This window comes from Pseudomonas sp. FSL W5-0299 (assembly GCF_005930655.1).
Taxonomy (GTDB): Bacteria; Pseudomonadota; Gammaproteobacteria; order Pseudomonadales; family Pseudomonadaceae; genus Aquipseudomonas; species Aquipseudomonas mandelii.
Window position 1 is genome coordinate 19,420 of sequence record NZ_RXHX01000014.1, and the last position, 21,655, is coordinate 41,074.

A 21,655-nucleotide genomic window follows, 5' to 3' on the forward strand; every position below is an offset into this window, starting at 1 on the left:
TGCCTGGCGCTCTGGTAAACTCGCCGCCTGCCCACATCGCCGCGGCGATCGCCACCTGACAGAGCTGAAATCACTGTGGAAATCTTCAAAGAGTTTACGTTCGAATCCGCCCACCGCCTGCCTCACGTACCGGAAGGCCACAAATGCGGCCGTTTGCACGGTCACTCGTTCAAAGTGGCGATCCACTTGAGCGGCGACCTCGATCCGCACACCGGCTGGATCCGCGACTTCTCGGAAATCAAGGCGATTTTCAAGCCGTTGTACGAGCGCCTCGACCACAACTACCTGAACGATATTCCCGGCCTGGAAAACCCGACCAGCGAAGTGCTGGCCAAGTTCATCTGGAAGGAACTCAAGCCCCTGCTGCCGGAACTCAGCGCGATCCGTATCCACGAGACGTGCACCAGCGGCTGCATCTATCACGGCGAGTAACCCGCTCTAAAAGACAACACAATTCCCCTGTGGGAGCGAGCCTGCTCGCGATAGCGCCCTGTCAGTCACATTGATGCCATGTGTGCCGACGCTATCGCGAGCAGGCTCGCTCCCACAAGGAGCAATGCGTTTCGTCAGTGATACAAAAAACAGCCTTCATTGGCTGTTTTTTTATGCCTATGCTTTTTGGCTCGAACATGCCAAGAGGACATCCCCATGAGGACTGACTGGCCGCTGGCTCAGACCTATCGCTTCAACGGGCATTCCGTTCGCTACGCCGTACGCGGCGACGGCCCGCCACTGGTGTTTGTGCACGGCACGCCCTTTTCGTCTTACGTGTGGCACCGCATCGCTCCACATTTCATCACCACCCACCGGGTGCATTACTTCGACCTGCTGGGTTATGGGCAATCCGAGAAAATCACCGGCGACGTATCGCTGGGGGTGCAGAACGACCTGTTGGCGAGCTTGCTCGATCACTGGGGCCTGGCGCGGCCGGACGTGGTCGCCCACGACTTTGGCGGTGCCACCGCGCTGCGCGCGCACCTGCTCAACGGCAAGGATTACCGCAGCCTGACATTGATTGATCCGGTGGCGTTGACGCCCTGGGGTTCGCCGTTCGTGCAGCATGTACGCCAGCATGAAGCGGCGTTCAGCGGACTGCCCGATTACATTCAACAGGCGATTGTGCCGGCATATATTCGCGGGGCGATCAAGCGCGACATCCCCGATGAAGAGCTCGACCCGTATGTACAACCGTGGCTGGGCGATCCCGGGCAAGCGGCGTTCTATCGGCAGATTGCGCAGATGGACGAGCGTTACACCCGCGAGGCGGAGGTGTTGTACCCAACGGTGCGTTGCCCGGTGCAGATTCTGTGGGGCGAGGAGGATCAGTGGATTCCCATCGAGCGTGGACGGGCACTGCATCAGATGATCGCCGGGTCGCAATTTCATCCGGTTCCCAATGCCGGGCACCTGGTTCAGGAGGATGCGCCCGAGGCCATCGTCGCGGCTTTACTGCGGTTCCTGCCCTTAATCCAGCCCTCCTGAAGAAACCGAATCCCTGCTCGCGAATGCGGTGTATCAGTCGACATCTACATTGCCTGACACACCGCATTCGCGAGCAGGCTCGCTCCCACATGGGCTCTATATTCCTTCAGGTGCACCGCATTTGTGCCCCTCCCGCGCCAAACTCTCCGCCTCGACTATAAGTAACTGCATATCCAGCCATTGGCACGACCACTGCAACCCCTCCCGCGTCACCCATTCAGCAAGGAACGCCACATGACGCAAAAAGATCCGGGCAACGATTACCCTCTCAGCGAAGTACCGATGCATGCCCGCAAAGGCCTCGCCTCCACCGCCATGGTGCTGCTGGGATTCACCTTCTTCACCGCCACCATGTTCGCCGGCGGCAAGCTCGGCGTGGCGTTCAGTTTTGGCGAGATGATGGCGGTGATTATCGTCGGCAATCTGCTGCTGGGCATCTACGCCGCAAGCCTGGGTTACATCGCCTTCAAGAGCGGCCTGAATTCGGTGCTGATGGGGCGTTTTTGCTTCGGTGAAGTGGGCAGCAAGCTCAGCGACTTGATCCTCGGCTTCACCCAGATCGGCTGGTACGCCTGGGGCACGGCCACGGCCGCCGTGGTGCTGGGCAAGTATTTCGAACTGAGCGAGGGCACCGTTCTGGGCCTGATGGTGCTGTTCGGCCTGGCATTTTGCGCCACGGCGTATGTCGGTTATCGCGGGCTGGAAATCCTTTCGTACATCGCGGTGCCCGCCATGATGTTGCTGCTGATGCTGTCGATGTGGGTCGCCACGGTGAAGGTCGGCGGGCTCGATGGACTGCTCGCGGTGGTTCCGACGGGAACGCTTGACTGGTCGACCGCGATCACCCTGGTCTTCGGCACGTTCGTCAGCGGCGCCACCCAAGCGACCAACTGGACGCGCTTCTCCCGTTCCGCCCGGGTCGCGGTGCTGGCGAGCCTGATCGGCTTTTTTATCGGCAACGGCCTGATGGTGTTGATCGGGGCCTACGGGGCCATCGTCTACCAGCAACCGGACGTGGTCGAAGTGCTGCTGTTGCAAGGTTTCGCCATGGCCGCGATGGCCATGTTGCTGCTCAACATCTGGAGCACCCAGGACAACACCATCTACAACTTCGCCGTCGCCGGCTGCAACCTGTTGCGCACCGGCCGCCGCAAAACCGTGACCCTGGCCGGCGCGGTGATCGGCACCTTGCTCGCGCTGCTGGGCATGTACGACATGCTGGTGCCGTATCTGATTCTGCTGGGCACGGTGATTCCGCCGATAGGCGGCGTGATCATGGCGGATTTCTTCTACCGCTATCGTGGTCAATATCCTCGTCTGGCCGATGCTCGATTACCGGCGTTCAACTGGCCCGGTTTGACCGCCTATGCCGTCGGCACCGTCGCCGCATTCAGCTCGCCCTGGATCGCGCCACTGGTAGGGATTGCCGCTGCCGCGCTAACGTATGTGCTATTGACCAGCGTACTGGGTGCCCGTGCCGCTGAAGCTCCCTTACAAGATCTATAAAAGGATTCGCCTGATGCACATCATCAACGCCCGCCTGCGCAACCAAGAAGGCCTGCATGAGTTGCACCTGGAAAACGGCCTGATCCGCACCATCGCCCGTCAGACCGAAGCCCCCACCCTGGGGCCCGACGACCTCGACGCCGGCGGCAACCTGGTGGTGCCGCCCTTTGTCGAGCCGCACATTCACCTCGACGCCACCCTCACCGCTGGCGAGCCACGCTGGAACATGAGTGGCACGCTGTTCGAGGGCATCGAGTGCTGGGGCGAACGCAAGGTCACCATCACCGAGGAAGACACCAAGGCCCGCGCCAAGAAAACCATCCAGACCCTCGCCGCCCACGGCATCCAGCATGTGCGCACTCACGTCGATGTCACCGACCCGCAACTGACCGCGCTCAAGGCAATGCTCGAAGTGCGCGAGGAAAGCCGGCACCTGATTGACCTGCAAATCGTCGCGTTCCCGCAGGAAGGCATCGAGTCCTACCGCAACGGCCGGGAGCTGATGGAAGAAGCGATCCGTATGGGCGCCGATGTGGTGGGGGGCATTCCGCATTTCGAATACACCCGCGATCAGGGCGTCAGCTCAGTGAAGTTTCTGATGGACCTCGCCGAGCGCACCGGCTGCCTGGTGGACGTGCATTGCGACGAAACCGACGACCCGCATTCACGGTTTCTGGAAGTGCTGGCCGAAGAAGCCCGCAGCCGTGGCATGGGTTCGCGGGTGACCGCCAGCCATACCACGGCCATGGGCTCTTACGACAACGCGTACTGCGCCAAACTCTTCCGTCTGCTCGGGCATTCGGGGATCAGTTTCGTCTCCTGCCCCACCGAAAGCATTCACCTGCAAGGGCGCTTCGACACCTTCCCGAAACGCCGTGGCGTGACCCGGGTCAATGAGTTGCTGGAAGCGGGGATGAACGTGTGCTTCGGCCAGGATTCGATCGTTGACCCGTGGTATCCGCTGGGCAACGGCAACATTCTGCGGGTGCTGGAAGCGGGGCTGCATATCTGCCACATGCTGGGGTATCGCAACCTGCAAAGTGCGCTGGACCTGGTCACCGACAACAGCGCCAAGGCCATGAACCTTGGGGACCGTTATGGGCTGGAGGCCGGACGGCCGGCGAATTTGCTGATTCTGTCGGCGGACAGTGACTACGAGGTGATTCGCAGCCAGGGGTTGCCGTTGTATTCGGTGCGCGATGGCAAGGTGTTGATGAAGCGGACGATGCCGGTGGTGGAATGGGCGGGTCAGCTCTGAAATTTCGCTGACTGGGCGGGCCTCTTCGCGAGCAGGCTCGCTCCCACAGGGTTTCGTGATCGGCTCACGCCCCTGTGGGAGTGAGCCTGCTCGCGATGGCTATCTAATAATCAACCCATCAACCGCGCTGTGCCAAACAGCTTGACCCGACTCAATTTCCCCTCCGACTCTTCCAACAAAACCGGCGCCGTGCCGCCCGGCATGACGACTTTCACTTCACCCGCCGTCACCCAACCCACCCGCCACGCCGCACACGCCACCGCACTGGCGCTGGTGCCTGACGACGCCGTCGGCCCTTCCCCGCGCTCAAACACCCGCGCCACCACTCGCCCCTCTGACTCAAGCATCGCCCATTGTAAATTCACCCCCGCCGGACACGGATGCCCAGCCCCGGTCGGCGCGGCATAGGCGATACGCATCAAGCCTTGAGCCAAGGGCGATTCTCGCATCTGCTCATTGCTGGGCAACGCGTCGGCATTCGTCAGCAGCGTCACGCAATGGGGATTGCCGATGCGCACAAACTGGCTGCGGTTCCAGGCAGGATCAAGCGCCAACAACGGCTGCACATGGCTGACTTCGCGCTCGTTCAGCGTCACGCGTTCAGCCTCGCGCGCACCCACCGCTTGCGGCCCGAACGAAGGCTTGCCCAAATCCAGCCAGAACCCTTGAACACCGTCGACCTCAGCGGCGTCCACAGTGGTTTCCACCGGCGAAACCGCATCGCGTTTGTCGTGATGAACCCGCAGCAGGCACGCCTGCTCCTCGGGCATCAATCCTTGCTCGCTGAGCGCCTGGGAAAAAATCGTCAGCCCATTGCCACTGCGCTCGGCCAGGGTGCCGTCGGTATTGACGATCAACAGATCAAAGGGCGGCGAGGATTGAAACGGCCCCACCAGCAGCCCGTCGCAGCGATGGTCTTTGCTGCCCGATGGCTGTGAACCGGGCGCCCAACTGCAGAATGCCTCGATAGCGGCCGATGCCCAGTGCTCGCGGATCTGCGCGGCGTCGCGAGCCTGGTCCGGCAAATCGATACCGCGACCGCGCACCTCGTCGGGCGTCAGCACCGCGTAGATATTGCCTCGAGCATCGTAGAACGGCGTCATGGATCGGTCCTGAAAGTCAGCTTGAAAAGAGCCCGTACTGTAGGCGTCAACGGCCTGCGATGAAATACCGGCCCGGCGTCACGCCAAACGTTCGCCGGAACATCGCAATGAACGCGCTGACATTGTCGTAGCCCAGTTCCAGGGCGATGGTGGTCACCGGTACGTCGGCGGCGAGTAACTCCAGCGCTCGCAGCAAGCGTGCGCGCTGGCGCCATTGGCTGAAGCTGAAGCCTGTTTCATCGACGAAGCGCCGGGCCAGCGTCCTGGCAGACAAACCGGCCCATTGCGCCCACTCGGTGAGCGAACGGTTGTCGGCGAGGTCGTCGGCCAGCGCCTGACTGATCCGCCGCAGACGCGGGTCGAGTGGCAGCGGCAGACCGAAGTGCTCGGCGGGCAGCGCGGCGACCTCATCCACAATCAATTGAGCGATCCGCGCCTGTCGCTGATCCAGCGGTCCCTCGCTCCAGGTCGCCGCCCGGTCGACGGCCTCACGAAGCAAACCTGAAGTTGCGATGATGCAGGGTTGTCCGGGCAATACGACACAGGCCGGCGCGACCACGTAGACACTCCAGCCGTGGAAGGGGCCGTGGGAGCGCAAGCCATGCACACAGTCGGGTGGAATCCACACCGCATGGGTCGCCGGCACCACCCAGTGATGATCGGCCGCCTCCACCGTCAACAGCCCGCGCCGCGCGCCCAACAGTTGCCCGCGCGCATGCCGGTGGAGAGCGCTGGTGCGCTCAATGGGACTGTCCAGGACCGACGCAATCACCAGCGGCCCTGCGTTGGATTGCGCCTGTTCAACAGATATCAGCGGTTCAGCCATTGGCAGTTTCACGTTATCGAATGACCCGGATAGCGCAGTTTAGCCATGAGCAACGGATTAGTCTGGGCACTCATTCACCGGAGTCTCAACCATGCGCGCCGAAGACCTGCTTCCCGACGATCTGAACCAAGGCCAATTCAATGGAACTGTCGTGCGCAAAGGCACGGTCGGGGCCTTTCTGATCAATGCCCGGATGCTGATCGATCCCCAGACACCGGAGGATCAACGCACGGCCGCCACGCAAGACATTCTCCAGGCGTTGCCGGCGCTACGTGCCCTGGGCCTGTTCGAACTGATGCAGGTGCGCGACCCACTGGTTCGGGCGTTGTGTGAGCAAGAGCCGGGCGTTCCTCCAGTCACTCAGTTATAAATCCCTCGACACTTATTGCGAACAAGTCTGCCAGATCTGTCAGTTATGACAGCAGACAAGCCTTCGCCCCCGGGCCAGAGTGAAGCTCCTGATGCACGTTCGGAGGAAGGTCATGAAACGGGCTTCCCTAGTGTCCCTGCTCATTGCCCTGGTACTCGGCGGAGTAACTGCAGGCGTCAAATTGGTCTACGACGTCGTACCCAACCCCATGGCCGAAAACAATCGCAATGAACCGCTGTTCCTCAGAGGCCGGAGCGAATGCCGCCATGATTGTGGCGCCTGCGATAAGGGCGACACCTTCCTCGATGGGAACGCCGATCTAAAGACCGACAACCCGCGCGTGTTCGAAACCTTCAACGCCGAATTCATCACGCTGCGCGACGATTATGCCGTGGGCTTATCGCTGGAACTGGGGGCCTGGGATCCTCGTCATGCCGTGGCATTGGCCCACAGGCCTGCGCAGAACCAATGGAACGGTTCGATTGATGTGCCGGCGGATCAAGACATCCTGTGGAAATGCATCGAGCGCAATAACGACGCGTCGCACGCCGTGCGTTGGCAGCCAGGACCAAACGTCAGCTTCACCAGCGGCACCGAGAGCGAGACAAGAGGCACCTTCTAGATTGGCGTTGCAGGTCTGAAAAGAGGGCACGACATGAGCAGCCGATACCCGATCTCTCCCATGGAAACGCTATACAGCGAGGGCCGGAAATCCTTCATCGACCTGGTTCCTGACGGCGCAACTCGCCTGGAAGCACTGTTCAGAACGGTTCCGGCCCTGGGCGAACTGGCGGTGGGTGTTGTTTACGGTTATTTGCATGACCGTTCTGACTTGGATCCTCGTCTGCGTGAAGCGGTGTCGTTTGCTGCGATTGTCGCGGCGGGCATGGTCGGGCCACCGTTGAGTGTGCATTTCAAGACGGGGCTGGCCTCGGGGCTCGCACCGGCAGAACTGACGGGAATATTGCTGCAGGCTTCAGCCTTCGCCGGTTTTCCGAGAGCGGTGGCTGCGGCCGATCAGCTCAATCGACTGTTTGACGAAGCCGCAATTGTTTCGCCGCCTCCCCCCACACCGCGCGAGGTAGCGCTGGCGTTTTGTGAGCAAGTACGCAATGGCAAATCAGCCGTCCCCCTGAGTGCTGCGATCAAACGCCTGTTACGCCGCTCGCTACGCCTTTCGATCCAGGCGACAACGGCCAGCACCGTCATTGTTGAATGTTTCGACGACGAGCCCTCCCTTCCTGCCGCGCTCTTGCACATTCAAGTGCAAGGAACGCAGATCGTCTCGGTGACACGTTTTATTGCTCGTTGATCGACAACCGTTCGTGACCACAGCCAGTGCGTCGGAAAATACCGCTGCAAACCTTCAGCATCCACACGTTGTCGCCTGCACAGGCAATTAACTCGCGGCCTGCGCTCGCGACAGAGGGTCAGGCTATGCAAGGATGTCGCCCTGCCTGACCGCAAACCGCTGTGGACGCTGACCGAACCCTATGGGTCAGTCACTGTCCCTTTGGGAGTGCGACGTTTTTTTGCCAAGGATCGATATGACCAGCCTCAATACCCAAGCCTCATTTGTTCCCGGACGCCTGGAGCAGATGTCCACCCGCATCGCCTTTTTCATTGCCGGTCTTGGCATCGCCGCCTGGGCGCCGCTGGTGCCGTATGCCAAGGCACGGGCCGGGCTCGACGAAGGGACGCTCGGGTTGTTGCTGTTGTGCCTGGGGGTGGGCTCGATTCTGGCGATGCCGATAGCTGGCCTGCTCGCCACGCGTTTCGGCTGCCGTCGTGTGGCAACCGGGGGGACGTTGTTGATTTGCGCGGCGTTGCCGTTGCTGGCCACCGTGTCGTCAATACCGGCATTGATCGCCACGCTGTTCATGTTCGGCGCGGGCCTGGGCACGGTGGACTCGACGGTGAACCTGCAAGCGGTGATCGTCGAGCGGGCCAGCGGCAAGAACATGATGTCGGGGTTTCACGGGATGTTCAGCCTCGGCGGGATTGTCGGCGCGGCGGGTGTCAGCGCCCTGCTCGGCTTGGGTCTGTCGCCGTTGGGGGCGATGGCGGTGGTGATCGTGGTTCTGGTGCTGGCCTTGCTCAAAGCCGCGCCGCACCTGTTGCCTTACGGCAGCGAAAGCTCGGGACCGGCGTTTGCCGTGCCCCATGGCATCGTGCTGTTTATTGGCGGCATGTGTTTCATCGTGTTCCTGGCCGAAGGCGCGGCGCTCGACTGGAGCGCGGTGTTCCTGGCGCAGGAACGCGGGATTGACACGGCGTATGCGGGGCTCGGTTACGCCGCGTTTGCGCTGACCATGACCGCCGGACGGCTGACCGGGGACCGGATTGTCCGACGCCTGGGCGCGACGCGGGTGATGGTGTTCGGCGGCCTGATGGCGGCGGTGGGTTTGGCATTGGCGACGTTTGCGCCGGCCTGGGAGGCGGCACTGGTCGGGTATGCGTTATTGGGTGCGGGCTGCTCGAACATCGTGCCGGTGCTGTACACCGCGGTCGGGAAACAGACGGTCATGCCTGAGCACATTGCAGTGCCGGCCATTACCACATTGGGCTATGCGGGAATTCTCGCGGGCCCGGCAGTGATCGGCTTTATCGCCCATGGCAGCAGCTTGAGTTTTGCCTTCGGGTTGATGGCGGTGTTGCTGGTGGCGGTAGCCATTGGCGGGAAAGTGTTGAAGGTTTGAAAGCTTCGCGGGCAAGCCTCGCTCCTACAGGTTCGGTGATCCCTGTAGGAGCGAGGCTTGCCCGCGAATGAAGGCGACTCGGCTATCAGAACCCGACGCTGGCCTGCACAAAGAACGTGCGTGGTGCACCGACGTACATCCCCGAGTTGTTGTCGCTGGAGCGGGTGAAGTACTGCTTGTCGAAGATGTTTTTTACCCCGGCCCCGAGCTTCAGGTTCGACAGCTGCGAACCAAAGTCATACCCACCGCGCACGTTCCAGGTTACGTAGCCCGGAATGTCGCCGTACTGACCATCAGCAGAGCCTTCAGTGATGTAGTTGTTGGTGAAGCTGCCATCGGCGTTCACCGCAACACCTGGTGAGCGCTGCTTGGACTGGGCAAACGCGTCGAGGTTGTAGGTCCAGCGGTTGATGTCGTAACGCAGGCCGGCGGTCGCCACCTGGCGCGAATAGAACGGCAGGTCACGGCCCTTGAAGCCTGGAATTTCACCTTCATACACGGCGCGGGTGTAAGTGAACCCGGCGTTGGCGGTCAGGCCGTCGAGCCGTGGGTCCAGTGCCGCCATGTTGTAATGCACCGACGCCTCGATGCCCTGGTGCGTGGTCGCGCCGAGGTTGGTCCAGCCCGCGTCATTACTGATGTATTGCAACTCTTTATCGAAGTCGATGTAGAACGCCGTCAACTCGCCGCCCCACACCTCATTGTTGTAGCGCGTGCCGACTTCATAAGTCTTGGCCTTTTCCGGCTCCAGGCCATTGGCGGGTTCATCCCCCGTGCCACCCTGACCCAGCTGGAAATACTGCAGGCTGCCGAACGAGGTTTCGTAGTTGGCGAACAGCTTCCACTCCTCCGACAGGTGATACATCACGCTCAGGGCAGGCAGCGGCTCGTTGCTTTCGATGCTGCGGTTCTTCTCCGGTACACGTCTGCCGGCGGTGTCGAGCTCGGCGCGGTCGTGCCAGTCGGTGCTGATGTGTTCGAAGCGGATGCCGGGCGTAATCGTCCAGTTACCGACGTCGATTTTGTTGTCGACGTACACCGAGTTGGCTTCAGTGCCGCCGGTACGATCCTGGTACACATGGCCGTCCGAACCAGGACGAATCACTGGCTCGTTGTTGACCAGCGCCAGGCGGCTCGCCTGCTCGTGCATGCCCTCCTTGAGGTAGCGATAACCGACACTGACTTCCTGGGTGGTCGGGCCGACGTCAAACACACGGGACACCCGCGGTTCTATACCGAAGGTGTAATACGTGCGCGGGAACGAGCCCAGGGTTTGCTGATTGCGAGCCGCAATATTGCTGCCACGGAAGCTGTCGGTGTAGTACGTCAGCACTTCGGCCTGAGTGCGATCATCGAGCTGCCGCGTCCACTTGAACGAGACATCCTTGCGGCGCCCGCTGAAGTTGTCGTTATTGCGGTCGGACTGAAACGGATTGGCGTCGTACTGTGCCTGGGTCAGGCCGCCGGGCATGTCGGCGCTGGCGTCGTAGTAGTGAAAGTTGAGGCTGAAATCGTCGACATCGGTGGGCGCCCAGTGCGTCTTGAGCATCACGTCGTCGATGTCATTGCCGTTGTTGCGCTCGCGGTAACCGTTGCCGTTCACGCCGGAATACAACAGCGCCATGCCGATGCCATTGTCGGCGGTGCCGCCGAGGAATGCGGTGTCGATGTGCTTCCAGCCGCCGTGCTGGGACGTTTCCAGGGTGGTGCCGATTTCGCCGGTGGCTTTTTCCGGGATCGCGCGCGTCACGAAGTTGATCACGCCACCGACGTTCTGCGGTCCATACCGCACGGAACCGGCGCCGCGCACCACGTCGATGCTGTCGAGGTTGCCGGAGGAAATCGGCGCCATGGACAGTTGCGGCTGGCCGTAGGGCGCGAAGGCTGCCGGTATGCCGTCGATCAGCACGGTGGAGCGTGGCGACAGGCGCGAGGTCAGGCCGCGCACGCCGACGTTCAGGGAAATGTCGCTGCCGCCGGTGCCGTTGGCGTCCTGCACTTGCACGCCGGGCACGCGCTTCAATACGTCGCCGACGTTCATGGCGCCCTGCTCGACCATCGCTTCGCGGCGGATCACGGTACGTGCGCCGGGATGGTTCTGCACCACCGCAGCGTCGGCATCGCCGAGCCAGTCGCCGACCACTTTGATGTCGGTCATGCCCAGCTCGATCGGGCCGGCCGTTGCGGAAGTCGGCGCCGGCATCAGGGTCACCGAGCCTTGATCGATCTGGTATTGCAGGCCGCTGCCTTGCAGCAATTGGCGCAAGGCCTGTTCCGGCGAGAGGTCGCCGTCGACGGCGGGGGCCTGTTTGCCGGCCACCAGCTCAGGACTGAAGAAAACCTGCAACGACGTTTGCTGACCCAGCTCACTCAAGGCCTGGCCCAACGGTTGCGCGGGAATATGAATGCCGTCGGCGGCAAATGCGTGGGGAAGCGCGGCACTGACGGCCAGGGCGAGCGCGAGCCGCAGCCAAGGTGACTTATTGTTTTTAGCGGTGGTTTTCTTCACGTCGAACATTGTCCTGTAGATCGCAAGAGTGTGCGGCTGTTAATGCAAACCAGTTGCAGTTGGACAAGAAGACGAAGAACTCAAAAAAAACCTGAATCGGTTTGGAAATTAATTGGAAATTATTTCCTGACTGCCGTCATCGAGGGTCCGCACGGCCACCGGCAGAATGTTCGGCAAGGCCTTGAGCAGCGCGTCGGTGTTGTCGGCTTTGAACACGCTGGTCAGGCGCAGATTGCCCACTTTGTCGTTGCCGACCGTCAGCGGCTTCTCGCGGTAGCGCGAGACTTCTGCGGCGACATCGGCAAGGCTGGCGTTGTTGAACACCAGTTTGCCGCTGCGCCACGCGGTCAGTTCCGTCGGATTGACCGCATAAGCGGCGGCAACCACGCCTTTGGCATCGACACGAGTGCCGAGGCCGGCGGTGAGGCTGATCACATCAGGTCCCTGCCCCTGAACCTTGACCGTGCCCTGCTCCACCGCGACCCGGGTTTCGGTCAGGTCGCGGCGCACATCGAAACGCGTGCCGGTGACCGTCACCTTGCCGCTACCCGCCTCGACCACGAACGGCCGGCGGCTGTCATGCTCGACGCTGAACAGGGCTTCGCCTTCCATCAGCTCGATGCCACGCCGGTCTTTTTCATAGCGCACCTGCACGCGGCTGCGACTGTTCAGGTCGATCACCGAACCGTCGGGCAACGCCACATGACGACGCTCGCCCAAGGCCGTGGAATAGTCGGCCGTGTAGGTCGTCGGGTGATTCAACCCACTGAAAAACCCCAAGCCGAGCGCCACGGCCAGCACACTGGCCGCCACCGCATAACGCACCAGCGGCTGACGCTTGCGACGTGCCGGCGGCGTTTCGCAGAGGGCTTGCAGACGCTTGGCAGGCAGCAGATCGGCGGCCGTCCACAAGCCTTGCAGCACCTGAAATTCGTCGCGATGTTGGGGATGTTCAGCCAGCCAGGCTTCGAAACGCCGATACGCTTCTACGTCCACGGCCGGTTCCTGCAAACGCACAAACCAGCGCACCGCATCGTCGCGCACCGTTGTTTGCCCGCACGCACAATCACGAGTATCCATCATGGAAGTTCCTGTTTGGCTGGGGATGAGAAAGCGCGGCCGATCATGGGTGCAGTCCGTCGAGGCGGTCGCGCAGATGCCGCAAGGTGCGGATCATATACTTTTCCACCATGTTCTTGGACAGACCCAGGCGTTCGGCGATTTCCGCCTGGGTCAGGCCTTCGATCTTCTGCCAGACAAAGACTTTTCGGCAGTTGACCGGCAGCTCGCAGAGCGCCCGTTCGATGGAATCAGCCAACTGGATCGCCTGCATGAAATGCTCCGGGTCGCCCGACGACGACCCACTGTGATCAACCGCCTCCGACTCCATGGCGCCCCGCCGGTCCTCACGCCGATAACCATCCACCGCGATATTGCGCGCGGTCTGGTGCAAATAGGCCCGAGGTTGTTCCACCGCCGACGAATCGGACTCAAGCACCCGCACGAAGGTGTCGTGCGCCAGGTCCTCGGCCTGCTGACGATTTCTCAGGCGACGGGTCCAGGTGCCAACCAACTCTTCGTAATGCTCGAAAAAGCCGTGTCTGCGGGGCAACTTGGGGGTCATTGCGGTGTGCTGTGGAGACGGGGCGTGAATAGTAATGCTTCCTATTAATGGGAAGCAATGGATTCCACATCGCCAGGTTTGCCGTTAGTCACCCAGGAATGATGTCGCCTGAAAGACCACTATGGCGAGCAGGCTCCCACCGTTGACCGAGTGGTCCGGGCGGACGCGGTTTAATGTGGGAGTGAGCCTGCTCGCGAAGAACGATGACGCGACGCATCAATGAATACGCGGGTAGGTTAGTTTTAGGCTTTTGGCAGATCCATTCGATAACCAGCCCCCGGCGCTCCTTCATGCATCGCCGCCTGAATGTCCGCATACAAAGCGTTCGCCTCCGCAGTAGTGATCGATCGCGAACAATCACGCAGCACCACGCGCAAAAGCACATTTTCCTGGCCCGGCAGCAGCCCGAGTCGTTCAATCGCCTGCGCGGGTAAATCCGAGAATGCCCAACGCCCCTTGATCTGCATCTCCTCGATCCAATCAGAACAGTCACCCGCCGCCTGCAACATTCTCTCGGTCAACACCTCCTCGCTCAGCCCGGGCGTAACCGCCAACGAAATGTCACGAGCAATCGATGGCAAACGTGATACCGGGGCCCATGGATTCAGATCATGCATCTGCGCCTGCACTCGTACGTTCTGATCTCGCAGCAAGCGAATATCCGGGATACCTTTGCGCAACATCGTCAGCCGATCCAGCCCCATCCCAAGCGCCAACCCTCCATGACGCTGCGGATCAATCTTCAAGCGCTCCAACAAAGACCTCGCTATACGGCCGCACTCCAGTACTTCAACCGGAGCACCGTCATTCACCACATTCACTTCGATTCCACCCTCCGTGTAGTGATGCGGACTGTCGCTGTAGACCCAGGATTTTTCAGGAACAGCAGACTTGAGGATGTCGCCGACCAGACGCAACAGCTGTTCATGCGTCGACAGCTCCGGATCACCCAATACCCAGACATCCATCTGATGTGGCTCCGCGCAATGCCAACGATCCCGGCTATCACGACGGAAAGTTATACCCGGCGCGGCCAGCAAGATCGTTTGCCCCGGTTGCCGCACTTGAGCCGCTCGATGAAGCGCGGCCGGAATCTGGCTGGTGGTTTGTGTTCTCAACAGCGAGTATTCATCGACCCAACGGGTGTGCTCACTCCCTAGCGTGACCTCTGCCGGGTCATAGCCGAGTAATCCGTAATTTTCCTCGGCGGAGACAATTCGCGGCCCCGTTTGCAGTTGAGCCTGAGGCCAACCTTTTTCGGCAAGTCCTTGGAGTATTTCAGTTAGCAGGAGCCGGACGGAATGGTCGGGATTGTTTGATTCGGTTAGATCAACCATTAACAGGGCTTGATGAACAGATGTATCCGTCAGATATTTCTTTGATGCATGCACTATACAACCCTCTCTACAATTGAATATCGAGCTAAAAAACCAAGCCCACAAATAAACCTAACGACACAAGATCATTGACCACAACCAAAAAAAGCAATATTTCAGATTATCAGAACAAGACTACAGACCAAACTTACATAAATAACCGATTTGAACATCCCAAGTATCTTCATAGCCAAAACAATTCTAAAAAACCTCAAACAAACTATTTATCACATCAAGAAACTCTGTATTAATTTATGCACTCCCGAGAAATTCAGGGAGCAAAAACCAAAAAATGAAAAAGGATGATCAAATGAAAAACAAAAAAAAACGTCAAAGAGAAACTTAACCGGATCACTTCTGGCCCGGAAAATTTCGGATGGGCGCCGCTGGCTTGGGCTCACACTGAAGACTAAATAAGTCTAATGCACGGCAAGCTTTCTTGCCGTGCATTAGAGAATCAGGAGGGTTTTATGTCACCATCGAATATGATATCGACACTCTTTGACCGTGAAAAACCATCAATCATCGCGGACTCAGAAGACTTCCTCAGAGAATGTGCGCTCCTAGGATTCAGCACGGCCAATATTACTGAGCTACAGAAACTACCAAAAAACAGTATTGTGTTTTCTTTTAGTAATGACGCTGCAAAAAAAACGTTCGAACTGGCAAAAAACACAGAAAGCAAAAAAAGCGTTTTCTGCGCGACTCAAGTGTTCGAGCCCACCACAGCAATTGCACTCTATAGCTTGAATCTTTTGCTAAGCAGCAATTTTGAACGTGCATTGCACACACAGCGCTCCGTGTTAAACATGCTTAATTCGAACGAGAAGTTTTTCCTGTCTGGTAACGACGCCGATGCGCAAGTCTCAATTTCTCCACACGCTCAGCCTTACGCACTGCTCGCTGAAGACGTGTCAGGTGATTTCGTTCAGTCCGTAGCTGAGTTTTTTGAAGTTCACTACGCACACATGGACCCACAAGAGCTTTGCCCGTTTTCTTTTTCGGGCACATTAAAAATTGCGGGAATATTGACCGTACTTAGAAAGCCCAACCCGAAACTACCAGAGGGTTTGAAGACTCCACTTAAATGGCTGAGCGATCAAATATCGAAAGATGGGGCGCTCTTATCAATTGAAGACAACACCATCACGTCACTTCAAGTAAACAATGAGGAGCACGTTAAACTTCTGGATCTTGCAGCGGGTTCTCGCGGACTTAAACTGACGGAGTTCGCCATCGGAGTCAACGAGGCCATTGCTTCAAACATTGACTACAGAATCAACTCACAAATGAATGAAGGCATCAGCGGGATTCACTTAGCTATCGGTGATGGTTCTTCTGGTTATCACATCGACTTCCTTAGTCCAGCAGTGAGCGTATATCCCGAGAATTAGTGGTTTATTAGTGCGGAAGTTACAGATACCTGCTTTATATCTCCTATCGCGAAAAATGCCTACGATGCGTCGCTTCATACGTCGTCTTCCCGGGCAGGCTCACTCCCACAGTTGACCGAGTTGTCCGGGCGGACGCGGTTTAATGTGGGAGTGAGCCTGCTCGCGAAGAACGATGACGCGGTATTACGCTGCTTACTGGGGCACGTCGACGTTATCCATCATCCGGTTCACCGCCAGTTCCGCTTGCATGATGATCTGCTGGATCCCCAGCGCCGTATGCCGATGCGGTCCTTCCAGGTACGCCGCGAAATCAGCAGTCATGACGCTGGCCGAGGCCAGTGATTCGCAGGTGTGGGCCAGCAGGTCTTCGTCTTTGATGTCCGGCGCGATCATGAACATGGTGCTCGGTTTTCGAATGACCGGGATTTTGAGGGCGGCGGGGTTGAGGTAATGGTCGAGGGCGCGTTCGGCGGCTTCGTGGAGTTTTTTGGAATCGAGTGATTCGTAGGGGGATGCCGGATCAGTGTCTGGCGGGTTTGGAGTAACTTTGCACATATGCCTTTCTTCCTTAATGGGCAGCCACACCTCGCTACTAATACAAGGGGTGGCGGCTGTACGCAGGTTAGTAGACCGGGGAAAGAAGGCAAAGCCGGCGCGCCCGAGGGCGCCCTGCGCACAGCCACCATCAGGGACAGGCATTGGAACACCTGTCTGACAGACGCTTGTGCAGCCTTCAAACCTTCGGGCTACTAAACCCGATCACTGGGTATCAGTGACGGGGACCAAGTTACCGAGGGGGTCCAAAGCGCACAAGCCGGCGGATTCTGGCGTAGTCGTAGGCAATGGCGCAAGGCGCTGTAGCTTTCAGGAAGTAACCTTAAACGCCTTTAAACATGTACGCCAAACAGGCAGCAGGCTCACTCCCACAGTTGACCGAGTTGTCCGGACGAACGCTGTTGCCGGTGATGTCACCAGAAGCAGTAAACCAGCGTCACGGCAGCGGCAATACCAAACGCTCCCAGCGCCTTTGCCGGCAAGTATCCGGTCAATCGTTGCAAGGACGCGTCCGACAGCTCTTCGTGGTCATCGCGGTGGGGCATGATCGCCCGGTAGGTGTATCGAAAGCCGATCAACAAAAACAGCAAGATCACGCCCAAGGCCAACCCGCGAGTGATAGCCGGCTTGATCAAAGGCGCAGGGGTGTCTTCCAGGCAGGCGGCACTGTCAACTTCCACCACGGTGATTCGCCCGAAATCCGTGGAGGGTCGCTGTTCGCCTTTAAGGATCGACGCCTGTTGTTCCAGATCCAGCGCCTGATATTTCCAGAGCGTTGATGACCCTTCCCGGCAGTAGGTGAACGCTGCAGGGTTGGAGGCGGCAATAATACACGCGTCATTGATGCCGATTTTTTTCAGGGTCTCGATAGCCGGTCGTGTGAAGTCCAGGTCGAGGACAGGAATAATCCCGGTGGCAGACACCGCAGTCGAAACCAACAAGCTCCCGGTAGCGCAGAGGGCTGAAATTTTCAAGGTTGGGTGCCCCTTGTTTTGCACTGTTTTTGTTATTTGAGCGCGGCTGCAACCTGCCTTCCGACGTCTAAAATTCTAGTTGAACCTCTATGACTTGCTACCAATCGACCCTCAAATCTGGCCGAAAAAATCTGCTTCCCGGCCATACAAACGGCTGCGACGACTTTCAGAGTGCATGGATGACGATTGAGAAGTTCAACGAAGACCTGCGCCAGGCGCGCCTCGAACTGACCGTCGCAACGGCGGCCGTCATGGAGCTGGTCCGCTCGGGCAAAGCGTTCGGGGATGAATGGGACGCTGCGGTCGCGCGCGAGCGCAAAGCCTTTCAGAAAATGCATTGGGTGCTGGATAGCCCCTTGGCTCCCCAGGTAGATAAAAAGTCAGATCCGTAGTGGTTCGAAGACCCGGCTAATTGCTCATCCCGTCTTCTATGGTGATGCCTTGTGGGAGCGGCTGGCGGTTGGATCAGTGCTTGCGCAGCCACTCGATAAACAGCGCAAACAATTCCGACTGTGAACCGATGTTCAACTTCAGATAAAGGTTCTTGCGGTGCATGCGCACCGTCTCCGGCGAGATGCTCATCTGGCTGGCCGTGGATTTCACCGAGTGCCCCCGCAGCACCATGTGCGCCACTTCCCGCTCGCGCTCGGTCAGCAAGTCGCAGCCGAACTGCTCGAAGGCAGACTGCACACGTTGTTTGAGATCGTCACGCACGCCCTCATTGACGGCGCTGAGCTGCAAGCCCCGGCGGCTGAACTCGCTGATGAATTCGCGCACCAGCGGCTCAACCGCCCGCAGCAGGTTCAGCTGTTCAAGCCGCAGACTTTCCCCGCCGAAGCCTTGAAACAGGCTCACCGACACCTGGGTGTCATGGCCGGTATCGACAATGTAAAAACTGTCTTCCGAACTCCCGGCCTTCAAGTAGTAAGTCTTGTAGTACTCACTGTCGAAGAAGTTGTCCGGGGCAATGTCCTCCAGGTGATAAAACCCTTGCGCCAGCCCCTGCTCCACCGCCAGGCAAAACGGATCGAGCAGGTAGCCCCCGGAAAAATAGCGGTCGATGATCGACTCCCGGTATTTTTCCGGGATGCCCCGCTGATACAACAATTGTGGCGGGCGGTCCTTGTGTTCCAGGCTGATCATCACCGATTCGATTGCCACCAGATGCCCGAAGGCCGACGCCAAAAAGCTCAGCGCGTCGGGCTCATCGATATGGGCGAAGGCCTGGCGCATTTCGCCGTGCCATTTATGCAAGGCGCCGAAGGGCAAGGCGATCAATGTGTCATCGTTTGGTTTGCTCATGCCCCGCAGTCTAGCGGGTGAACCGGCACCTGATAACCGCGGATTCGACGAACTCATTGGCCGAAATACAGGCCGTTCTGCTCAAGTTCGCCCGCCACTTCAAGAATGCACACCCGCAGGGTCTCGACGATTTCATCCACTTGAGCGCACGACAGGATCAGCGGCGGCGACATGACATTGAGGTGCATGATCGGCCGCACCAGCAGCCCCCGGGCCTGCGCCCTGGAGTGAATCATCTCGCCGATGTTGATCTCGTCGGCGAACAACGCCTTGGTGCGTTTATCGGCCACGAACTCCACGCAGGCCATGAACTTCTGGCAGCGCACATCGCCCACCAGCGGCAAGTCGCTGAGTGTGGCCAGACGCTGTTCCAGATACGCGCCGACCACGTCGACATGCTCCAGCAGGTTTTCCCGCTCAATGATCTCGATGTTTTTCAGTGCCGCCGTGCAGCAGACCGGGTGGCCGCTGTAGGTGAAGCCGTGGGTGAAGCAACGGCCCTTGCCGGGCTCGGCAATCACTTTCCAGATACGGTCGGAAAAAATGCACGCGCCCAACGGCAAGTAAGCCGACGTCAGCCCCTTGGCCGTGGTGATGATGTCCGGCTGAACATCGAACACCTCATACGAGGCGAAGAACTTGCCCAGGCGCCCGAACGACGTCACCACCTCGTCGGCGACAAACAGAATGTCGTAGCGCTGGCAGACTTCCCACATGCGTTTCAGGTAACCCTTGGGCGGAATGATCACGCCGCCGGAGCCCATGATCGGCTCGGCAAAAAAGCCCGCGACCTTGTCTGCGCCGATGGACAGGATCTTGTCTTCGAACTCCTTGATCAGAAACTCGAGAAACTGCGGCTCGTCCATGCCATCCGGCGCCCGGTAAGGATTTGGGTTGGAGACGTGGTGAATCTTGTCGTTGGCGTAATCGAATTCCGGCACACGGTCGGCGGCCTTGTTGCCGATCGACATGGTCAGTGTGGTCGAGCCGTGATACGCGTTGAAACGGGCGATGACTTGCTTCTTTTCCGGCTTGCCACGGCAGTTCTGATAGTACTGAATCAACCGGTAAGCGGTGTCCACGGCGGTGGAGCCGCCGGTGGTCAGGAACACGTGATCGAGGTCACCGGGGGCAAGGCTGGCGAGTTTCTCGCACAACTGGATGGCGACGTTATTCGACATGTCGGAAAACGGGTTCGAGTACGCCAGTTGCCGGACCTGGTCGGCAATCGCCAGCGCCATTTCCTCTCGGCCCAACCCGATGTTCGTGCACCACATGCCGCCCACCGCATCGAGAAAGCGGTTGCCCTGGGTGTCGTAAATATAAGCGCCGTCACCGGCCACAATGTTCAGCGCACCCTGTTCGGCGTGTTCGTCGAACATGTGATAGCCGTGCATGTAGTGGGCTTTATCAGCTTTGAGCAAATGGGCGTTATCAACGCTCGACAGCATTTTCTGAGTTGGAGTAGCCATACACAAACCTCAAACCAAAGGGGGTAAACGATCAAATCCCGCTCTTCACCGTGCTCCAGACCCGGGTCATGGCACGCATCTCTTTTGCATCCTGGGTTTTTTGCGGAAACAGCCGCTGGCGGGTTTCGTCATCGGGATAAATCGCCGGGTTATTGCGCACGTCGGCGTGCACTAACGGTGTGGCCGCCGCGTTGCTGTTGGCGTAGTGAATGAAGTCCGTCACGTCGGCCATGACTTGTGGCTGCATCAAGTAATCGAGGAACGTGTGGGCGTTGGCCACGTGGGGCGCATCGGCGGGGATGTACAGGTTGTCGAACCAGATCAGCGAACCTTCCTTGGGAATGAAATAGGCCAGCTTGATCTTCAGTTTGGCTTCTTCGGCGCGAGCCATGGCGGTCGCGTAATCGCCGGACCAGGTCATGGCCATGCACACATCGCCATTGGGCAGGCTGGTCAGGTAGTTGACCGAGTCGAACTTGCGGATGTACGGCCTGACCGACAGCAGCAAATCCTGGGCGGCCTTGAGGTCCTCCGGCGCGGCGCTTCGCGGGTCGCGCCCCAGGTACTTCAGCGCCAGTGGAATGACTTCAGTGGGCGCATCGACCAGGGTCACGCCGCAATCGGCAAAGCGCGAGACGATTTTAGGGTCGAAGATCATCGCCAACGAGCCAATCGGCGCGTCCGGCATGCGCTCCTTGATTTTGTCGACGTTGTACGTGATGCCATTGCTGCCCCAGGTATAGGGCGCCGAGTACAGCGTGCCGGCATCGAACCCCTGCAAGTCCTGCAAGACTTTCGGGTCCAGGTTGGCCCAGCCTGGCAGCAACTTTTTATCGAGCGGCTGGAACACTTTGGCTTTGATCAGCGGTGGTGCGAGGGAAGCGTTCAACACCACCAGGTCATAGCCGGAGTGACCGGTGAGCAACTTGGCCTGAACCGTTTCATAGGCATCAAAGGTGTCGTAGATCACCCGGATGCCGGTGGCTTTCTGAAAGTCGGCAATGGTTTTTTCGCCAATGTAATCCGCCCAGTTATACAGCCGCAGCGTGTGGCTATCGTCCACTTCGGCGCCGTGGACGGCTGCCGACAGCGGCACAATCAACGCACCAAGCATCACCAAGAAGGCCTTGCGCATAGCAAATTCACCTTATCAAGCGAGTTCCGATCTGGATGAGCGGATGAATCCACTATTGGTCGATTCAACC

General features: G+C 59.1%; 21 protein-coding genes. 10 read left to right on the top strand and 11 right to left on the bottom strand.

Features of this window, described 5'->3' with window-relative positions; all coding sequences use genetic code 11:
- Positions 1-75: 75 nt before the first annotated feature.
- The 4 genes from queD to codA all read left to right on the top strand — a co-directional run bounded on the left by queD (position 76) and on the right by codA (position 4,246).
- Entirely contained in the window at positions 76-432 is a 357-nt protein-coding gene (gene queD / locus FHL16_RS18080; protein ID WP_008152165.1) for a 6-carboxytetrahydropterin synthase QueD, read from the top strand.
- 216 nt (positions 433-648) lie between these two features.
- The gene (locus FHL16_RS18085) at positions 649-1,482 is read left to right on the top strand and encodes an alpha/beta fold hydrolase (protein ID WP_077748866.1); all 834 of its coding nucleotides are present in this window, start codon (positions 649-651) and stop codon (positions 1,480-1,482) included.
- Positions 1,483-1,716: 234 nt separating this feature from the next.
- Positions 1,717-2,988 (top strand): cytosine permease, encoded by a 1,272-nt coding sequence (gene codB, locus FHL16_RS18090; protein WP_010458543.1) that lies wholly within the window; start codon positions 1,717-1,719, stop codon positions 2,986-2,988.
- Positions 2,989-3,001: 13 nt separating this feature from the next.
- Complete coding sequence (gene codA / locus FHL16_RS18095) at positions 3,002-4,246, top strand: cytosine deaminase (protein ID WP_010458540.1); 1,245 nt, start codon at positions 3,002-3,004, stop codon at positions 4,244-4,246.
- A gap of 110 nt (positions 4,247-4,356) precedes the next feature.
- On the opposite strand, the gene FHL16_RS18100 is transcribed toward codA, so the two are convergent.
- Positions 4,357-5,349 (bottom strand): diaminopimelate epimerase, encoded by a 993-nt coding sequence (locus FHL16_RS18100; protein ID WP_077748867.1) that lies wholly within the window; start codon positions 5,347-5,349, stop codon positions 4,357-4,359.
- 46 nt (positions 5,350-5,395) lie between these two features.
- A complete protein-coding gene (locus FHL16_RS18105) occupies positions 5,396-6,175 on the bottom strand; it encodes an AraC family transcriptional regulator (RefSeq protein WP_077748868.1) in 780 nt (259 codons plus the stop codon).
- Between the two features lie 91 nt (positions 6,176-6,266).
- Here FHL16_RS18105 and FHL16_RS18110 point away from each other — a divergent pair, with 91 nt between their 5' ends.
- The 4 genes from FHL16_RS18110 (at position 6,267) to FHL16_RS18125 (ending at position 9,244) form a co-directional block, all read left to right on the top strand.
- Positions 6,267-6,545 carry a hypothetical protein gene (locus FHL16_RS18110; RefSeq protein ID WP_077748869.1) on the top strand — a complete coding sequence of 93 codons (279 nt, stop codon included), beginning with the start codon at positions 6,267-6,269 and terminating at the stop codon, positions 6,543-6,545.
- Positions 6,546-6,657: 112 nt separating this feature from the next.
- Complete coding sequence (locus FHL16_RS18115; protein ID WP_158080548.1) at positions 6,658-7,167, top strand: carbohydrate-binding module family 20 domain-containing protein; 510 nt, start codon at positions 6,658-6,660, stop codon at positions 7,165-7,167.
- A 33-nt stretch (positions 7,168-7,200) separates the two neighbouring features.
- The gene (locus FHL16_RS18120; protein ID WP_077748871.1) at positions 7,201-7,857 is read left to right on the top strand and encodes a carboxymuconolactone decarboxylase family protein; all 657 of its coding nucleotides are present in this window, start codon (positions 7,201-7,203) and stop codon (positions 7,855-7,857) included.
- 235 nt (positions 7,858-8,092) lie between these two features.
- Complete coding sequence (locus FHL16_RS18125) at positions 8,093-9,244, top strand: MFS transporter (protein WP_010458527.1); 1,152 nt, start codon at positions 8,093-8,095, stop codon at positions 9,242-9,244.
- A gap of 85 nt (positions 9,245-9,329) precedes the next feature.
- Here FHL16_RS18125 and FHL16_RS18130 read toward each other — a convergent pair whose 3' ends face one another.
- The 4 genes from FHL16_RS18130 to srmL form a co-directional block, all read right to left on the bottom strand.
- Complete coding sequence (locus FHL16_RS18130; RefSeq protein ID WP_077748925.1) at positions 9,330-11,753, bottom strand: TonB-dependent siderophore receptor; 2,424 nt, start codon at positions 11,751-11,753, stop codon at positions 9,330-9,332.
- 108 nt (positions 11,754-11,861) lie between these two features.
- Entirely contained in the window at positions 11,862-12,836 is a 975-nt protein-coding gene (locus tag FHL16_RS18135; protein WP_077748872.1) for a FecR family protein, read from the bottom strand.
- Positions 12,837-12,876: 40 nt separating this feature from the next.
- Positions 12,877-13,377: a sigma-70 family RNA polymerase sigma factor gene (locus FHL16_RS18140; protein WP_010458519.1), complete on the bottom strand. Its 501-nt coding sequence runs from the start codon at positions 13,375-13,377 to the stop codon at positions 12,877-12,879.
- Positions 13,378-13,619: 242 nt separating this feature from the next.
- Positions 13,620-14,768: a PheS-related mystery ligase SrmL gene (gene srmL / locus FHL16_RS18145; protein ID WP_077748873.1), complete on the bottom strand. Its 1,149-nt coding sequence runs from the start codon at positions 14,766-14,768 to the stop codon at positions 13,620-13,622.
- A gap of 455 nt (positions 14,769-15,223) precedes the next feature.
- On the opposite strand from srmL, the gene FHL16_RS18150 reads away from it, so the two are divergent.
- Positions 15,224-16,147, top strand: coding sequence for a hypothetical protein (locus tag FHL16_RS18150; protein WP_077748874.1), 924 nt, complete (start codon positions 15,224-15,226; stop codon positions 16,145-16,147).
- A gap of 192 nt (positions 16,148-16,339) precedes the next feature.
- Here FHL16_RS18150 and FHL16_RS18155 read toward each other — a convergent pair whose 3' ends face one another.
- Together FHL16_RS18155 and FHL16_RS18160 are read right to left on the bottom strand one after the other, a co-directional pair.
- Complete coding sequence (locus tag FHL16_RS18155; RefSeq protein ID WP_077748875.1) at positions 16,340-16,702, bottom strand: DUF6124 family protein; 363 nt, start codon at positions 16,700-16,702, stop codon at positions 16,340-16,342.
- Between the two features lie 413 nt (positions 16,703-17,115).
- Positions 17,116-17,676 carry a hypothetical protein gene (locus FHL16_RS18160; protein WP_077748876.1) on the bottom strand — a complete coding sequence of 187 codons (561 nt, stop codon included), beginning with the start codon at positions 17,674-17,676 and terminating at the stop codon, positions 17,116-17,118.
- 179 nt (positions 17,677-17,855) lie between these two features.
- Between FHL16_RS18160 and FHL16_RS18165 the strand changes: the two genes are divergently transcribed.
- Positions 17,856-18,068 carry a hypothetical protein gene (locus FHL16_RS18165; protein WP_077748877.1) on the top strand — a complete coding sequence of 71 codons (213 nt, stop codon included), beginning with the start codon at positions 17,856-17,858 and terminating at the stop codon, positions 18,066-18,068.
- A 73-nt stretch (positions 18,069-18,141) separates the two neighbouring features.
- Here the strand turns inward: FHL16_RS18165 and FHL16_RS18170 are convergent, their stop codons facing one another.
- Genes FHL16_RS18170 through FHL16_RS18180 form a run of 3 tightly spaced genes read right to left on the bottom strand, consistent with a single transcriptional unit; the run spans position 18,142 to position 21,585 of the window.
- Positions 18,142-18,978, bottom strand: coding sequence for a helix-turn-helix transcriptional regulator (locus FHL16_RS18170; protein WP_010458507.1), 837 nt, complete (start codon positions 18,976-18,978; stop codon positions 18,142-18,144).
- Between the two features lie 53 nt (positions 18,979-19,031).
- Positions 19,032-20,450 (bottom strand): aminotransferase, encoded by a 1,419-nt coding sequence (locus FHL16_RS18175; RefSeq protein ID WP_077748878.1) that lies wholly within the window; start codon positions 20,448-20,450, stop codon positions 19,032-19,034.
- A 31-nt stretch (positions 20,451-20,481) separates the two neighbouring features.
- Positions 20,482-21,585 (bottom strand): polyamine ABC transporter substrate-binding protein, encoded by a 1,104-nt coding sequence (locus tag FHL16_RS18180; protein ID WP_010458502.1) that lies wholly within the window; start codon positions 21,583-21,585, stop codon positions 20,482-20,484.
- Positions 21,586-21,655 lie beyond the last annotated feature (70 nt).

Coding starts and splice junctions, on each gene's coding strand:
- FHL16_RS18155 (WP_077748875.1), bottom strand. CDS start 16,702: ATGTGCAAAGTTACTCCAAACCCGCCAGACACTGATCCGGCATCCCCC.
- FHL16_RS18110 (WP_077748869.1), top strand. CDS start 6,267: ATGCGCGCCGAAGACCTGCTTCCCGACGATCTGAACCAAGGCCAATTC.
- FHL16_RS18085 (WP_077748866.1), top strand. CDS start 649: ATGAGGACTGACTGGCCGCTGGCTCAGACCTATCGCTTCAACGGGCAT.
- FHL16_RS18125 (WP_010458527.1), top strand. CDS start 8,093: ATGACCAGCCTCAATACCCAAGCCTCATTTGTTCCCGGACGCCTGGAG.
- FHL16_RS18100 (WP_077748867.1), bottom strand. CDS start 5,349: ATGACGCCGTTCTACGATGCTCGAGGCAATATCTACGCGGTGCTGACG.
- FHL16_RS18120 (WP_077748871.1), top strand. CDS start 7,201: ATGAGCAGCCGATACCCGATCTCTCCCATGGAAACGCTATACAGCGAG.
- FHL16_RS18135 (WP_077748872.1), bottom strand. CDS start 12,836: ATGATGGATACTCGTGATTGTGCGTGCGGGCAAACAACGGTGCGCGAC.
- codA (WP_010458540.1), top strand. CDS start 3,002: ATGCACATCATCAACGCCCGCCTGCGCAACCAAGAAGGCCTGCATGAG.
- FHL16_RS18140 (WP_010458519.1), bottom strand. CDS start 13,377: ATGACCCCCAAGTTGCCCCGCAGACACGGCTTTTTCGAGCATTACGAA.
- FHL16_RS18175 (WP_077748878.1), bottom strand. CDS start 20,450: ATGGCTACTCCAACTCAGAAAATGCTGTCGAGCGTTGATAACGCCCAT.
- FHL16_RS18165 (WP_077748877.1), top strand. CDS start 17,856: ATGACGATTGAGAAGTTCAACGAAGACCTGCGCCAGGCGCGCCTCGAA.
- FHL16_RS18105 (WP_077748868.1), bottom strand. CDS start 6,175: ATGGCTGAACCGCTGATATCTGTTGAACAGGCGCAATCCAACGCAGGG.
- FHL16_RS18180 (WP_010458502.1), bottom strand. CDS start 21,585: ATGCGCAAGGCCTTCTTGGTGATGCTTGGTGCGTTGATTGTGCCGCTG.
- codB (WP_010458543.1), top strand. CDS start 1,717: ATGACGCAAAAAGATCCGGGCAACGATTACCCTCTCAGCGAAGTACCG.
- FHL16_RS18170 (WP_010458507.1), bottom strand. CDS start 18,978: ATGAGCAAACCAAACGATGACACATTGATCGCCTTGCCCTTCGGCGCC.
- FHL16_RS18150 (WP_077748874.1), top strand. CDS start 15,224: ATGTCACCATCGAATATGATATCGACACTCTTTGACCGTGAAAAACCA.
- FHL16_RS18115 (WP_158080548.1), top strand. CDS start 6,658: ATGAAACGGGCTTCCCTAGTGTCCCTGCTCATTGCCCTGGTACTCGGC.